Source organism: Bradyrhizobium roseum (assembly GCF_030413175.1).
GTDB lineage: Bacteria > Pseudomonadota > Alphaproteobacteria > Rhizobiales > Xanthobacteraceae > Bradyrhizobium > Bradyrhizobium roseum.
Genome location: NZ_CP129212.1, coordinates 3474350 through 3488640, shown reverse-complemented (window position 1 = coordinate 3488640; position 14291 = coordinate 3474350). Strand labels below are relative to the sequence as shown.

Below are 14291 nucleotides of genomic sequence, written 5' to 3'. Positions count from 1 at the left end.
TTCCTGTCACGCGGACCCAGTCACGCGGATCTGGGTCCGTTCGCTTCAAGATACCTCAGAACGAGGTGCCGCCGCCAAACTTGAATTCCTGCACGCGGTCATACTGGCCCTTGGTAAGCGGAACCGCGTAATCGAAGCGCAGCGGACCGAATGGCGAGGCCCAGATGATACCGACACCGACCGAACTGCGAACGACGTTGCCGTTGTCATACTGCAGTCCCAAGCAGGTTCCGGCATTGGCATTCGTCGTGTTCGTCGCCTGGGTCGGCTTGATGCAGCCGGGCGTATTGACCTCACCCGTCGCCGCCCACGATGTCGGCCCCTTGTAATCGAACAGTCCGCCGGCGTCGGCATAGACCGAACCCTTGAGCCCGACTTCCTTCGGCAGGAACCAGAACGGCATCTGCAGTTCCAGCGAAGCGCCCCAGTACTTGGTGCCGCCAAGCGCGTCACGCGTGCCGAAGGGATTGAGATCGCGCGGACCGATTCCGTTCGGCGCAAAACCGCGAACCAGGTTCGGACCCATCTGGAAGTGATCGAGCATACGCAGTTCACTGCCGCCGAACTGGTTCAGCATGCCGCCCTGCAGACGGATCAGGCCGACGATATCGGCAACCAGCGGGGTGTAATACTTCGCGTCGATCGCCGACTTGATGTACTTCACATCGCCACCGACGCCGGCGAAGTCCTGCTTCCAGTCGATCAGCAAGCCGTCGGTCGGGTTCTTGTTGTTGTCCAGCGTGTTGTAGTTCAGCGAGTAGCCGACCGACGAGGTCAGCGCCTTGCCGCTTTGCAGCTCCCTACGGACCGGCAGCGAAGCTTCGCCGTCGCTATAGCACCACAGGCCCGTGCCGGAGGTATCAGTGGCGGTCTGGCCGCCCGAGTTGAGCGTCCCGCCGTTAACGCCGCCGTTCAGATTCGCATACGCCGGCGACGGATTGAACGCGAGCAACGAATTCGACGAATTGTTGTTACAGTTCGCCAGCGAACTCGGCAGCTGGATTTCCTGCTGATAGATCGAGTAGCGCAACTGGAGCGCCAGATCTTCCCGCAGGGTGAAGCCGAGTCGCGGGCTGAAGCCAAGCGTCTTGGTGCCGTAGGCGATGTAGCTGTTGGCCAGTTGCTCGCGATAGAACAGGTCGAGGCCGAGGGCGACGCGATAGTCGAACAAATACGGATCGACGAACGACAGCGAACCGCCGCGCGCATACTGACCGTAGGTCACGGCTGCCTTCGCATACAGGCCGCGGCCAAGGAAGTTGCGCTCGGAGATGCTGACTTCGGCCAGCGCGCCGTCGGTGGTCGAGTAACCGCCCGAGACCGAGAAGTCGCCGGTCGACTTTTCCTCGAGATCGACGACCAGGATCACGCGATCGGTCGACGAGCCGGGCTCGGTCACGATCTTCACGCTCTTGAAGAAGTCGAGGTTCTTCAGGCGGCGCTCAGCGCGATCGACCAAGGCACGGTTATAGGCGTCGCCTTCGGACAGGTCGAACTCGCGGCGAATCACGTAGTCGCGGGTGCGGGTGTTACCGCGGACATTGATCCGCTCGATATAGGTGCGGGGACCCTCGTCGATGGCGAACACGATCGAAACGGTATGCGCTTCGAAATTGCGATCACCGCGCGGGCGCACCACGGCGAATGCGTAGCCGCGCCGCGACGCCTCGATCTGCATTTCCTCGACGGATTTCTCCAGCGCCTCGGCATTATAGACCGAGCCCACGGTGACCCGCGAGAAGCTGCGCATCGATGTGGCATCGAGGGTCGCGATCGAGGTCTGGAAATCGACATTGGCAACGCGATATTGCTGCCCTTCCTCGATCTTGAAGGTGACCAGGAAGCCCTTCTTGTCGGGATCGTATTCGGTCAGCGCGGCCACCACCTGCACGTCGGCATAGCCGTTCTTGAGATAGAAGCGGCGAATCAGATCGCGGTCAGCCTCGACCCGGTCCGGATCGTAGACGTCGGCGCCGCCGAGGAAGCTCAGCAGGTTGGATTCGCGGGTCTTGATCACGTCCTTCAGGCGATAGGAGGAATAGGCGACGTTGCCGACGAATTCGATCGACCGCACGCCGGTCTTGCTGCCCTCGGTAACCGTGAAGATCAGGTCGACGCGGTTATTCGGCTGCTCGATGATTTCAGGGGTCACGCGCACGTCGTAGCGGCCGGAGCGCCGGTAGATTTCGGCGATACGCTGGGCATCCGACTGGACCATCGGGCGCGAGAACGTGCCGCGCGGCTTGGACTGGATTTCAGCCGAAAGCTGCTCGTCCTTGACCTTCTTGTTACCTTCGAAGGCGATGCGGCCGATCACGGCGTTTTCGACCACCGTCACGACCAGCCGGCCACCGACCTGGTTGATTCGCACATCCTGGAACAGGCCGGTCTCGATCAGCGCCTTGAGGCCGTCGTCGATCTGGGCTTGCCCAAGCCGGCCGCCGGGGCCTGGCTTGAAATAGGAACGGATGGTCTCGACCTCGACACGCCGGTTGCCTTCAACGGCGATCGACGCCGCGGTCTGCGCCACAGCAGGCCCAGAAACCAGCACGCCCCCCATTGGCGCGGCAACCATGATCAGAGCGCCCAAAAGAGCTCCCCGCACTCGCATTCCCAACATCATGCGCAAAGCGCCCTCGTCATTCATTTGCCGATCCGCACCCCTACGAACCGGCAGATTCCCAAAGTCGTTCCGCTTGTAGCCAATTTCGAGAGGGCGGCAAACCAGACATCGCGGTGCGATTCCATTTTCATTCCAAGACGTTGCCAATGGGCAACGTCACAAAAAAGCCGCGGCTAGGATTTGCCGAACAACCCCTTCAGCCACGGCACCTGATGGAAATCATTATAGAAAGCGAAAACCATCAGCATCAGAACCAGGACCAGACCCACACGGAATCCGTATTCCTGCGACTTTTCCGACAAGGGACGACCCCGAAGCACCTCGGCCGCATAGAACATAAGGTGACCGCCATCGAGCAAGGGAACCGGGAACAGGTTCAGCAATCCGATCGAAATGGACAGCACTGCTGCCAGATGCAGCAAGGGAATCAGTCCAAGGGTGGCAACCTGCCCCGAAATCTGCGCGATCCGAATCGGCCCGCCGATCTGGTCCGCACTCGCCCGCCCGGTAAAGATGTTGCCGATATAGGTCAGCGTCTGGTCGATGACGAACCAGGTTTCCTTGATTCCCAACCAGAACGCGGTGGCCGGGTCGACCTTCTCGGTGGTGACTTCGCCCGGCGAGGTGGCGCGGGTGATGCCGAGGATGCCGAGACGCTGCGTGTTGCCGAACGGGTCCTTCACTTCACGCAGTTCCGGCGTGCCCTTCAGCTCCAGCGTGGAATCGCCGCGCTTGACCGTGAAGGTCAGGGTGTCGCCGGCGCGGGTGCTGACCAGGCGCTGCATGTCGGAGAAGCTGCCGATCCTCTTGCCGTCGATCGCGGTGACGATATCGCCGACCTGGAACCCGGCCCGCTCGGCGGCGCTGGAGGCTTCGATCTTATCGACGCGCGCCGTGGTGCTCGGCTTGCCGAAGAAGGTGAAAAGGCAGGTGAAAATGACGATCGCCAGGATGAAATTCGCGATCGGACCGGCGGCGACGATGGCTGCCCGCGCGCCGACTTTCTTGTGGTGGAAGCTGCCGGCCCGCTCCTCTGCGGTCATGTGGGCGAGCGTTTCTGCCGATGCCGGCGTCGAGGCTTCCGATTCGTCGCCGAAGAACTTCACGTAGCCGCCGAGCGGGATCGCGGAAATCTTCCAGCGCGTGCCATGGCGGTCGTTGAAGCCGGCGAGTTCCGGTCCGAAGCCGAGCGAGAACGTCAGCACCTTCACGCCGGCCCAGCGGGCGACCAGAAAATGGCCGAGCTCATGGAAGAACACGACGATGGTCAGGACGAACAAAAAGGGGATGATGTAGCCGACGAGCCCATGGCCCAACGTATTGAAAGTATTTAGAAAAAAGTCGGTCATCAGATTCCCCTCGACAAGAGCCGATGGCTCCGCCCCCAACCCTCTAGGATGCCTTTAAGGCGATTTGAGGCAATAGGACGGCAGCTCGATTTCGCGCGTTATGGTCAACGGAAATGGCGTCGTCGGCCGAGTTCAAAGGCGCCAGGTTCCCGCCGCGAATCCAGTCGTTGAGGGTGGCTTCAACGAGACGCGCGATCGCCCCGAACCTGATCTGTCCGGCAATGAACGCGGCCACCGCCACTTCATTGGCTGCGTTGAAGACCGTCGTCGCACCACGGCCCGTACGTAGCGATTCGTAGGCCAGCCGCAAGCCCGGGAACCGCTCGAAATCCGGCGCCTCGAAGGTCAATTGGCCGATTTTCGCGAGATCCAGCCGCGCCGACGGGCCGACGATTCGGTCGGGCCAGCCGAGGCAATGCGCGATCGGGATGCGCATGTCGGGGGCGCCGAGCTGCGCTACCACGGAGCGGTCGGAGAATTCGACCATGCCGTGGATGATCGACTGCGGATGCACGAGCACATCGATTTCATCGGCGCTCAGCGCGAACAAATAGGAAGCCTCGATGACTTCGAGGCCCTTGTTCATCATCGACGCCGAATCGATGGTGATCTTCTGGCCCATGCTCCAGTTCGGATGCTTGAGGGCCTGCGCCAGCGTCGCCTGCTCGATGTCCCTGGCGGCCCAGGTGCGGAACGGGCCGCCGGATGCGGTGATGATCACCCGCACCAGTTCCTCGCGATTGCCGGACGACAGCGCCTGGAACAGCGCGTTGTGTTCGGAATCCGCCGGCAGGATGCAGGCACCGGCCTTGGCCGCGCGCTGCATGAAGAAATCGCCGGCGCACACCAGGCATTCCTTGTTGGCGAGCGCCACCGCCGCGCCGCGGTCGACCGCGGCCAAAGCGGGCTTCAGCCCAGCCGCGCCGCTCACCGCCGCCATCACCCAGTCGGCAGGACGCGCCGCAGCCTCGATGACCGCGCTTTCGCCGGCGCCGCATTCGATGCCGGTGCCCGCCAGCGCATTCTTCAGTTCGCCGAGCCGCGCCGGATCGGCGATCGCGGCAAACTGCGCGCCGAATTCTTTGGCCAGTTTGGCCAGCGCATCGACGTTGGAATTCGCCGTCAGCGCGACGACCGAATAGCGATCACGCGCGCCGCGCAGCAGATCCATGGTGCTGTCGCCGATGGAACCGGTGGCGCCCAGCACCGTCACGGTGCGTACGTCCCCCATCGGGACCTTGTTATTCCGCAATGGAACTGCGCTCATATTTTCACCAAACCATAAGACCGCGGCCGACGCCATCCGCGCCGCCCCGGAGAAAGCCGAAAACTGCCGCCAAAACGACGGCTGCGACAAACCCGTCCAGGCGATCCATTAGCCCGCCGTGGCCCGGAATAATGTGACTTGAGTCCTTTACGCCGAAACGCCGCTTCACGGCCGATTCAAAGAGGTCGCCGAGCTGCGAGACGGCCGAAAGCGCGCCCGAAAGCATCAATAGCGGTCCGATTCGACCCAGATCGAAGGCGGCAAAGCCTGCCGCCACGGCGAGGCTGGCAGCCAGACCGCCGACCGCGCCCGCCCAGGTCTTCTTCGGGCTGACGCGGGGCCAGAGTTTTGGTCCGCCGATGCCACGGCCCGCGAAATAGCCGCCGCTATCGGTCACCCATACGATCAGCAGCACGAACATCAGCGCGGCGAATCCCTTGACGGGATCGAGGCGCAACAGCACCGAGGCCATCTCGGCCGCCGCCGCGTATAAAAAACCCGCTGCCGCCCAGTTTCGCCGCTCCGGCACGATCGCCGCGACCGCCACGAAACCGACGCCGAGCACGACCAGCGCGGCATCGAGCCGGCCGGACGCCAGACAAACCCCGGCGATGACCAGCGCAGCCACGCCGGGCAGCATCGCACGCGTCACGCCGGCGAGCCCCACGACCGCGAGCCATTCCACGAACAGGCCGATGGCCGCCAGCGTCACCAGCGAGGTCCAGAGCCAGCCACCCGCATAGGCAATCGCGACGGCAATCGGGATCAATACCGCAGCCGCGGCGATACGCATGATGAGATTGCGCGAATCGGATTCGCGAATTCGCGAATCGGATTGGCCTGCCGGCGGCGCGGCCTTGTCCTCGGTCACGAGCCGGTTTTCGCGGCCAGGCCGCCGAAACGGCGTTCCCGTCTGGCGTATTCGGCAATCGCGCTTTCCAGCGCCGCCTTGTCGAAATCCGGCCAGTGGATCGGCACGAAAACCAGTTCGCTATAGGCCGCCTGCCACATCAAGAAGTTCGATAGCCGCTGCTCGCCGCTGGTGCGGATGATCAGGTCGGGATCGGGAATGTCGGGCGCATCGAGATAGCGGCCGAGCGCATCGGCGTCGATCGACGCCGGATCGCGCTTGCCCTCGGCCACTTCGCGCGCCAGCTTTTGCGCGGCGTTGGCGATTTCCTGGCGCGATCCGTAGTTGAAGGCCACGACAAGATTGAGCTTCGTGTTGCCGCGGGTCAGTTCCTCGGCTTCGTTCAACAGCGTGCAGATATCGGGCTCGAGCCCTGCCCGCTCCCCGATCACGCGCACGCGCACGCCGTCGCGATGCAGCGTCGCCAGATCGTTGCGGATGAACCGACGCAATAGCCCGAACAGATCGCCGATTTCGGTCGCCGGCCGCGACCAGTTCTCCGAGCTGAACGAGAAGATCGTCAGATATTGCACACCGAGTTCATGGGCGGCGCGAACGACGCGGCGCAGCGCGTCAACGCCGCGGCGGTGGCCTTCGGCACGCGGCAGGCCGCGCGCGGCGGCCCAGCGCCCGTTTCCGTCCATGATGATCGCCACATGCAACGGGACGGATCGATCCGGTCCTTCCGTGGCGGGGGCGGCGGCGTTCGGCATTATCTGAATTCCAGGACCAATATCGATGACCAATCTCGATTCTTGGACGTTGCCGTCAAACGGTGAGGATTTCCTTTTCCTTCGCCGCAAGCAACTGATCGATTTCCGCAATCGTTCCGTCGGTCGCCTTTTGCACCTCGTTGGCGAGCCGCTCCTGATCGTCTTCGGAAATCTCGTGATTCTTCTCGAGCTTCTTGACGATATCCAGCCCGTCACGACGGACATGGCGGACGGCCACCTTGGCGGCTTCGGCGTATTTATGCGCGACCTTCACCAGTTCCTTGCGCCGTTCCTCGTTGAGTTCGGGAATCCGCAAGCGCAGCACCTGCCCTTCGGTCGCAGGCGACAGGCCGAGGTTGGAATCGACGATCGCCTTCTCGACGGCCTTCACCATGGACTTGTCCCACACCTGCACGGAGAGCAGGCGCGGCTCGGGCACGCTGACGGTCGCGAGCTGGTTGAGGGGCATGTGCGAGCCGTAAGCCTCGACCTGCACCGGCTCCAGCATGGACGCCGCCGCGCGGCCGGTCCGCAAGCCGCCCAGTTCGTGCTTGAGCGCGTGGGTGGCGCCTTGCATGCGGCGCTTCAATTCGTTGATGTCAAAACCGGGCGTGGGCATAACACTCTCCCCTCCTTAGAAACCAGCCGCCAGCGTCTTAAGGCCGGCGGTACGAAGCAGCACTGGCCATTTCAGCCGGCAACCACCGTGCCGTGGCCGGTCCCGCGCAGGATCGCGCCGATCGAACCCGGCTCGGCGATCGAGAATACGATGATAGGCAGTGACGTCTCGCGGGCAAGCGCGAATGCGGTCGCATCCATCACCTTATAGTCGCCGGCAAGCGCCTGCGAATGCGTCAGCCGATCGAAGCGCTTGGCCGACGGGTCCTTTTTGGGATCGGCACTGTAAACGCCGTCGACATTGGTGGCCTTGAGCACGGCCTGCGCCCCGATCTCGGCCGCCCGCAACACCGCTGTCGTGTCGGTGGTGAAGAACGGATTGCCGGTTCCGCCACCGAGCAGCACGATTCGCCCTTCGGACAGGTATTTGTGCGCTGCACTGCGGGTAAACAGCTCGGAAATCTCGGGCATCACGAACGCCGACAGGGTCCGCGCCGGCGTACCCTTGCGCTCGATCGCGGCCTCCAGCGCCAGGCAGTTCATCATGGTGGCGAGCATGCCCATGGTGTCGCCGGTCGGGCGCGACACGCCGCGCGAGGAGACTTCCACGCCACGGACGATGTTGCCGCCGCCGATCACGACGGCCACTTCGACGCCGAGCTTCTGGGCCGCGATCAAATCGTCGGCGATGCGGTCGATGGTGGGCTGGTCGATACCGAAGGAGTGGCTGCCGGCGAGATACTCGCCCGAGAGTTTGATCACGACGCGACGATAGACCGGCTCAGCCATGACGTGATCGCTTTCCTTGACGCGCGGCAACTCCAGATTTACGCGACCGTTTCAGCATCTCCCGGCGGCTTCTTCTGCCCGCTGGCCGCCGCGACCTCGGCTGCGAAATCGGATTCCTGCTTTTCGATTCCCTCACCGAGAGCATAGCGCACAAACCCGGTGATCTTCACCGGCGCGCCGATCCTGCCTTCGGCTTCCTTCACCGCCTGGGCGACCGACTTGCCCTTTTCGTCGTGGATGAAGGCCTGCTCGAGCAGGCAGACTTCCTTGTAATAGGTCTTCAGGCCGGACTCGACGATCTTCTCGATCACGTTCTCCGGCTTGCCCTGCTGACGGTACTTGTCGGCCAGCACGTCCTTTTCGCGCTTCACGGTCTCCGGATCGAGACCGGAAGGGTCCAGCGCCTGCGGATTGGTCGCGGCCACATGCATCGCGAGCTGACGGCCAAGCTGGCCGAGCTCATCGGTCTTGCCGGTGGATTCCAGCGCGACCAGCACGCCCATCTTGCCGGCGCCTTCGATTACCGCGCCATGGACGTAGCTCGACACCACGCCCGTGGTCACTTCGAGCGAAGCCGCGCGGCGCAGCGACATGTTCTCGCCGATGGTCGCAATCGCATCCGAAATCGCGGTCTCTACGGTGAAGTCACCGACCTTGGCCGCCTTGATCGCTTCCACGTCGCTGCCGACGCGCAGCGAGACCTGGGCGATCATCTTGACCAGGCCCTGGAACTGCTCGTTGCGCGCCACGAAATCGGTTTCAGAGTTGACTTCGACCACGACGCCCTTGGTGCCTGACGTCAGCGCGCCGATCAGGCCTTCGGCGGCGACCCGGCCGGCCTTCTTGGCGGCCTTCGACAGGCCCTTCTTGCGGAGCCAATCCTGCGCTTCCTGCATGTCGCCATTGGTTTCGGTCAGCGCTGCCTTGCAGTCCATCATGCCTGCGCCGGTCGACTCGCGCAATTCCTTGACCATCGCCGCAGAGATCGTTGCCATCGTCGGATATCCTTCTTGCCTGAGAGCCTCGGGCGCGGCGCGCAATTTGCGCCGTGCCGCCTCAAGCTCCAGGGAATGTCGTAATCTGGGGATCAGAACCGGTGGCCGGAAGACCCGGCCACGCGGCGTACCGATGATTATTCCGCTTCCGCGGTCAGCGTCTTGGCCTGGGCAACCCAGGCATCGGCGCGGCTCGGAAGACCGACCTCTTCGCCGATCTTGTGCGCGGTATCGTGGTCGAGTTCGGCGAGCTGCCAGTAATGGAAGATGCCGAGGTCGTTGAGCTTCTTCTCGATCGCCCCCGACACGCCGGTGAGCTTCTTGAGGTTGTCGGCGGTGCCGCGCGGACCGGCCAGACCCTGGAAGCCGGTCGGCTGCGGTGCCGCCGGAATCTCTTCGCGGGCCGGCTGGGCGGAGGCGCCGATATCGATGCCGTGATCGCCCTGCGCGCGCGAGATGCCGTCGATGGCGGCGCGCGCAATCAGGTCGCAATACAGCGAAATCGCGCGACCGGCGTCGTCATTGCCCGGCACCACATAGGTGATGCCCTTGGGGTCGGAATTGGTATCGACGATCGCGGCGACGGGAATGTTGAGCCGCTGCGCTTCCTGGATCGCGATGTCTTCCTTGTTGGTGTCGATCACGAAGATCATGTCGGGAAGACCGCCCATGTCCTTGATGCCGCCCAGCGAACGGTCGAGCTTGTCGCGCTCGCGCTGCAGCGTCAGCCGCTCCTTCTTGGTGTAGGAGTTGGCCTCGCCGCCCGCCAGCACCTCGTCGAGATGACGCAGGCGCTTGATCGAGCCGGAAATCGTCTTCCAGTTGGTCAGCGTGCCGCCGAGCCAGCGCGAATTGACGAAATACTGCGCCGAACGCTTCGCTGCATCGGCGACGCCGTCCTGCGCCTGGCGCTTGGTGCCGACGAACAGGATACGGCCACCCTTGGCGACGGTGTCACTGACCGCCTTCAGCGCGGTGTGCAACAACGGCACGGTCTGCGCGAGGTCGATGATGTGGATGTTGTTGCGGGCACCGAAGATGTAATCCGCCATCTTCGGATTCCAGCGGTGCGATTGGTGGCCAAAGTGCACGCCAGCTTCCAAGAGCTGACGCATGGAAAAATCGGGTAGCGCCATAGTGATAGTTCTCCGGTTGGTTCCTCCGGAAACGTGTGAGCAAACGAGCCTGCTGGCCCGGTTGCCACCGGACGGCCTTTGAGAGCCATGTTTCCGTGTGAGATGGCGCGCTGTATAGCCGGATTTCAGCCAGAAGCAAGGAAATACGGCCGGTTCTCAGCCAATCGGCGGCATGGTGCCTCCAAGGCACCCGGCTCCTTCCGCAGCGCGAGGCCCCGACACAAAAAGTGCGAAAACAACCCCATGCAAAGTAGAAACCCCGATCGCGAGAGGTTTTATAATACCTTTCACGATCGGGCTCCGGCGAACCGTTGCCCTAGGCACCGCCGGTCGGCCGCTCAGGCGGGATCGGACGTCAACTCACCATGCGCTGGCGGTCTTCCCAATACGGCTTGCGCAATTCGCGCTTGAGGATCTTCCCTGCACCGGACAATGGCAACGGGGTCTGCGTCACCTCGACACTGCGCGGGCATTTGTAGCCTGCGATCAACGTCTTGCAGAAATCCATCAACTCGTCGGGGGTTGCCGTCGCGCCGGGCCTGGCCACGACGATGGCGTGAACCTGCTCGCCCCAGCGCTCGCTCGGGATACCGATCACGGCGCATTGCGCCACCGACGGGTGCTGCGCCAGCGCGTTCTCGACCTCGGCCGAATAGACATTCTCTCCACCGGAAATGATCATGTCCTTGACGCGGTCGACCACGTAGACGAAGCCGTCATCGTCCATGTAGCCGCCGTCGCCGGTATGCATCCAGCCATCGATGACGGCCTTGGCGGTTTCCTCCGGCCGCTCCCAATAACCTATCATGACATTGTCGCCGCGCACGGCGATCTCGCCGACGGTGCCGGTGGGTACCGCCTTGTCGTCGGCATCGACGATCTTGATCTCACAGCCGAGTGTGGCCCGGCCGGCGCCGCGATGCCGGCCCTTGGCGCGACCGTCCCCGATATGCTCCTTCCAGTGCAGCAGCGTTGCGATCGGCGATAGTTCGGTCATGCCATAGGCTTGCGTGAACTGCACATTGGGCAAAGCCTTCATGGCCCGGCTGAGCACCGCATCGCTGATGACGGAGGCGCCATAGGCGACGCCGGTCAGCGACGACAGGTCGTAATCGCCAAGTTTCGGATGATCGACGAGCATCTGAATCATTGTCGGCACCAGCAGCACGTCGGTTACGCGATCGCGCTGAATCGCCGACGCGACACCGTCCGGCGTGAACCCCTGGATGACTACGTTGGAGCCGCCGCTCAGCAGCACCGAATACATCGCAGCGCCATTGGCGAGGTGGAACATCGGCGCGGCATGCAGGTAGACCGTGCTGCTCGGCCAGAGACCTTCGCCCAGCGCATTGAGCGCATTGACCATCAGGTTGCCGTGGCTGAGCATCACACCCTTGGAGCGCCCGGTGGTGCCGCCGGTATAGAAGATGCCGGCAAGGTCGCTGCTCCCGCGCATCACATCCTGCATCGGGCTGGAACGCGCGATCAGCGCCTCAAGGCCCTCCATGCCGGCGGGCGTGTCGCCGTCGTCGGCATAAATCAGCTTGAGGCCCGGGATCGCGGTCGCGAGTGTCGCGCCGACCGCGGCGAAGGCCTTGTCGACGAACAGGATGCCGGCGCGACAGTCGCGCATGGCGTCTTCGTTCTCCAGCGGGCTCCAGCGGATATTGAGCGGCACGATCACGGTGCCGGACCAGCCGGCCGCCAGATAGAGTTCGAGATAGCGATCGGAATTGAGCGACAGGATCGCGACGCGGTCGCCGGGTTGCGCGCCGAGCGACCGAATGCCGGCCGCCAGCCGTGCCACGCGGTCGCCGACCTCCCGCCAGTTCTTGCGCCGATCGCCGCAGACGATGGCAAGGCCGTTCGGATTGACCTGCAGCGCGCGCCGCAGCCCGTGCGTGACGTTCATCGTGATACTCCCCGTGACTTGCGTTTCCCGACTGACGGTTTGCCCGCCTTTTTCCGTGTTGATTTGACCGCGAGTCCCTCGGTGAGGCGGATCGCGAATTCCCCGGCGATGGCCTCCGCTTCGAGCGCGCCGTTCGGCAGGTACCAGTGACCGATCCAGTTCAGCGCGCCCGCAATCGCAAAGGCGGAAAGCTTGACGTCGCACGGCCTGATCGATCCGTCGTTGACCCCCTGCCCGATATAGTCGCGAAAGGCCTGGTCGATCTTCTTCTTGGCCAAGCGAACGATTTTGCGGTTGTGCTCGGTGAGGTCGCGGATATCGAAGCGCACCAGGCTCTTGCCGTAGTCGGTGGTCATCGTCTCGGCGTAGCTGACAATCAGCTTGCGCAATTTCTGCAGTCCGGTGCCGCCGGCAACGGCGATTTCATCGATGCGCTCGTCGACACGCTCGGCGCCGATCGCCCAGCATTCGTAGAGGATTTCGTCCTTGCTGCGGAAATAATTGTAGAGCGCGGGCTTGGTGATGTTCAGCCGCTCGGCCACGTGGTTGAGCGTGGTGCCGTGATAGCCCTGCTCCAGAAACAGCGCCACGGCGGTCCGCAGCACGGCTTCACGCTTCTCGTCACGGGCACGACGTCGGCTCTCGAACGGCATCCAGGGCGACTGGCCGGTCGGGGAAGGGGCTGATCCGTCCATCCTTGAGTGATCCCGGCGCGGTTGACTCGACGATTAAGCTGTCCGTATATTACCCATGGGTAAGAAAAAGTCCATTGGGTAATTTAAGGGAGCGCACCATGACATCCAGCGTCCATGTTGCCGGCGTCGGCATGATCCCCTTCGTCAAGCCGGGTGCAAATGCCCCCTACCCGGCAATGGGCGCCGAAGCGACCGGGCTCGCGCTCGCGGACGCCGGCATCAGCTACGACATGATCCAGCAGGCCTATGTCGGTTATGTCTATGGCGACTCGACCTGCGGCCAGCGCGCGCTCTACCAGGTCGGCATGAGCGGCATTCCCATCATCAACGTGAACAACAATTGCTCGACCGGTTCGACCGCCCTGTTCATGGCACGTCAGGCGATCGAATCCGGCGCGCTCGACTGCGTACTGGCGCTCGGCTTCGAACAGATGAAGCCCGGTGCACTCGGCGCGGTGTTCACCGACCGGCCCAGCGCATTCGACGAGTTCGACGCGGCCGCCAACCAGCTCGTCGATGCCCCCGGCATACCGCTGGCGCTGCGCTATTTCGGCGGCGCGGGCCTCAGTCACATGAAGAAATACGGCACGCCGCTGTCATCGTTTGCGAAGGTCCGCGCCAAGGCGAGCCGACACGCCAGGAACAATCCGCTGGCGCTGTTCCGCAAGGAAGTCACCGCCGACGACGTCATGAACGATCAGGTGATCTGGCCCGGGGTCATGACCCGCCTGATGGCCTGCCCGCCGACCTGCGGCGCCGCAGCCGCCGTGCTGGTATCGGAGAGGTTCGCCAGCAAGCATGGCCTGAACCAGCAAGTCCGTATCGCCGCGCAGGCGATGACGACAGACACGGCCTCGACCTTCAACGCCGGCGACATGATGAAGGTGGTCGGCTTCGACATGACGCAAAGCGCGGCCAACAAGGTGTACGAGGCCGCCGGCGTCGGGCCCGAGGATATCGACGTCGTCGAACTGCACGACTGTTTCGCGCAAAATGAGCTGATCACCTATGAGGCCCTCGGCCTCTGTCCCGAAGGCGGCGCGGAACGCTTCATCGACGAAGGCGACAACACCTATGGCGGCAGGTTCGTCACCAATCCGTCCGGCGGACTGCTATCCAAGGGCCACCCGCTCGGCGCCACCGGGCTGGCGCAATGCTACGAGCTGACCCGCCAGTTGCGCGGCACCGCCGACGCCACGCAGGTCGATGGCGCCCGCCGTGGATTGCAGCACAATCTCGGTCTCGGCGGCGCCTGCGTCGTCACCCTCTACGAACGCGCCTGAG

At 63.4% G+C, this 14291-nt stretch carries 12 protein-coding genes; 1 reads left to right on the top strand and 11 read right to left on the bottom strand.

Annotated features, from left to right (window positions below):
* Positions 1-55: 55 nt before the first annotated feature.
* The 11 genes from bamA to QUH67_RS16655 all read right to left on the bottom strand — a co-directional run bounded on the left by bamA (position 56) and on the right by QUH67_RS16655 (position 13007).
* Complete coding sequence (bamA, locus tag QUH67_RS16705; protein WP_300948069.1) at positions 56-2623, bottom strand: outer membrane protein assembly factor BamA; 2568 nt, start codon at positions 2621-2623, stop codon at positions 56-58.
* Between the two features lie 173 nt (positions 2624-2796).
* Positions 2797-3972 carry an RIP metalloprotease RseP gene (gene rseP, locus QUH67_RS16700; protein WP_300947752.1) on the bottom strand — a complete coding sequence of 392 codons (1176 nt, stop codon included), beginning with the start codon at positions 3970-3972 and terminating at the stop codon, positions 2797-2799.
* A gap of 43 nt (positions 3973-4015) precedes the next feature.
* On the bottom strand, positions 4016-5239 hold the full coding sequence (dxr, locus tag QUH67_RS16695; protein WP_300947751.1) for a 1-deoxy-D-xylulose-5-phosphate reductoisomerase: 1224 nt from the start codon (positions 5237-5239) through the stop codon (positions 4016-4018).
* Between the two features lie 4 nt (positions 5240-5243).
* Positions 5244-6110, bottom strand: coding sequence for a phosphatidate cytidylyltransferase (locus tag QUH67_RS16690; protein WP_300947750.1), 867 nt, complete (start codon positions 6108-6110; stop codon positions 5244-5246).
* Complete coding sequence (locus QUH67_RS16685) at positions 6107-6862, bottom strand: isoprenyl transferase (protein ID WP_300947749.1); 756 nt, start codon at positions 6860-6862, stop codon at positions 6107-6109. Before QUH67_RS16685 ends, QUH67_RS16690 begins: the two co-directional genes overlap by 4 nt.
* A 55-nt stretch (positions 6863-6917) precedes the next feature.
* On the bottom strand, positions 6918-7481 hold the full coding sequence (frr, locus tag QUH67_RS16680) for a ribosome recycling factor (RefSeq protein WP_057843034.1): 564 nt from the start codon (positions 7479-7481) through the stop codon (positions 6918-6920).
* A gap of 71 nt (positions 7482-7552) precedes the next feature.
* Complete coding sequence (gene pyrH / locus QUH67_RS16675; protein WP_300947748.1) at positions 7553-8269, bottom strand: UMP kinase; 717 nt, start codon at positions 8267-8269, stop codon at positions 7553-7555.
* Positions 8270-8307: 38 nt separating this feature from the next.
* The gene (gene tsf, locus QUH67_RS16670) at positions 8308-9264 is read right to left on the bottom strand and encodes a translation elongation factor Ts (RefSeq protein ID WP_300947747.1); all 957 of its coding nucleotides are present in this window, start codon (positions 9262-9264) and stop codon (positions 8308-8310) included.
* Between the two features lie 137 nt (positions 9265-9401).
* The gene (locus QUH67_RS16665) at positions 9402-10400 is read right to left on the bottom strand and encodes a 30S ribosomal protein S2 (RefSeq protein WP_300947746.1); all 999 of its coding nucleotides are present in this window, start codon (positions 10398-10400) and stop codon (positions 9402-9404) included.
* Positions 10401-10755: 355 nt separating this feature from the next.
* Positions 10756-12312, bottom strand: coding sequence for an acyl-CoA synthetase (locus QUH67_RS16660; RefSeq protein ID WP_300947745.1), 1557 nt, complete (start codon positions 12310-12312; stop codon positions 10756-10758).
* The gene (locus tag QUH67_RS16655) at positions 12309-13007 is read right to left on the bottom strand and encodes a TetR/AcrR family transcriptional regulator (protein ID WP_300947744.1); all 699 of its coding nucleotides are present in this window, start codon (positions 13005-13007) and stop codon (positions 12309-12311) included. The genes QUH67_RS16660 and QUH67_RS16655 overlap by 4 nt, the downstream gene beginning before the upstream one ends.
* A gap of 98 nt (positions 13008-13105) precedes the next feature.
* On the opposite strand from QUH67_RS16655, the gene QUH67_RS16650 reads away from it, so the two are divergent.
* Positions 13106-14290 carry a lipid-transfer protein gene (locus tag QUH67_RS16650; RefSeq protein ID WP_300947743.1) on the top strand — a complete coding sequence of 395 codons (1185 nt, stop codon included), beginning with the start codon at positions 13106-13108 and terminating at the stop codon, positions 14288-14290.
* The last annotated feature ends 1 nt before the right edge of the window (position 14291 follow it).

What these genes read in the sequence shown, in the direction of transcription:
- bamA (WP_300948069.1), bottom strand. Translation starts at nt 2,623, where the DNA reads ATGATGTTGGGAATGCGAGTGCGGGGAGCTCTTTTGGGCGCTCTGATC.
- rseP (WP_300947752.1), bottom strand. Translation starts at nt 3,972, where the DNA reads ATGACCGACTTTTTTCTAAATACTTTCAATACGTTGGGCCATGGGCTC.
- dxr (WP_300947751.1), bottom strand. Translation starts at nt 5,239, where the DNA reads ATGAGCGCAGTTCCATTGCGGAATAACAAGGTCCCGATGGGGGACGTA.
- QUH67_RS16685 (WP_300947749.1), bottom strand. Translation starts at nt 6,862, where the DNA reads ATGCCGAACGCCGCCGCCCCCGCCACGGAAGGACCGGATCGATCCGTC.
- frr (WP_057843034.1), bottom strand. Translation starts at nt 7,481, where the DNA reads ATGCCCACGCCCGGTTTTGACATCAACGAATTGAAGCGCCGCATGCAA.
- pyrH (WP_300947748.1), bottom strand. Translation starts at nt 8,269, where the DNA reads ATGGCTGAGCCGGTCTATCGTCGCGTCGTGATCAAACTCTCGGGCGAG.
- tsf (WP_300947747.1), bottom strand. Translation starts at nt 9,264, where the DNA reads ATGGCAACGATCTCTGCGGCGATGGTCAAGGAATTGCGCGAGTCGACC.
- QUH67_RS16665 (WP_300947746.1), bottom strand. Translation starts at nt 10,400, where the DNA reads ATGGCGCTACCCGATTTTTCCATGCGTCAGCTCTTGGAAGCTGGCGTG.
- QUH67_RS16660 (WP_300947745.1), bottom strand. Translation starts at nt 12,312, where the DNA reads ATGAACGTCACGCACGGGCTGCGGCGCGCGCTGCAGGTCAATCCGAAC.
- QUH67_RS16655 (WP_300947744.1), bottom strand. Translation starts at nt 13,007, where the DNA reads ATGGACGGATCAGCCCCTTCCCCGACCGGCCAGTCGCCCTGGATGCCG.
- QUH67_RS16650 (WP_300947743.1), top strand. Translation starts at nt 13,106, where the DNA reads ATGACATCCAGCGTCCATGTTGCCGGCGTCGGCATGATCCCCTTCGTC.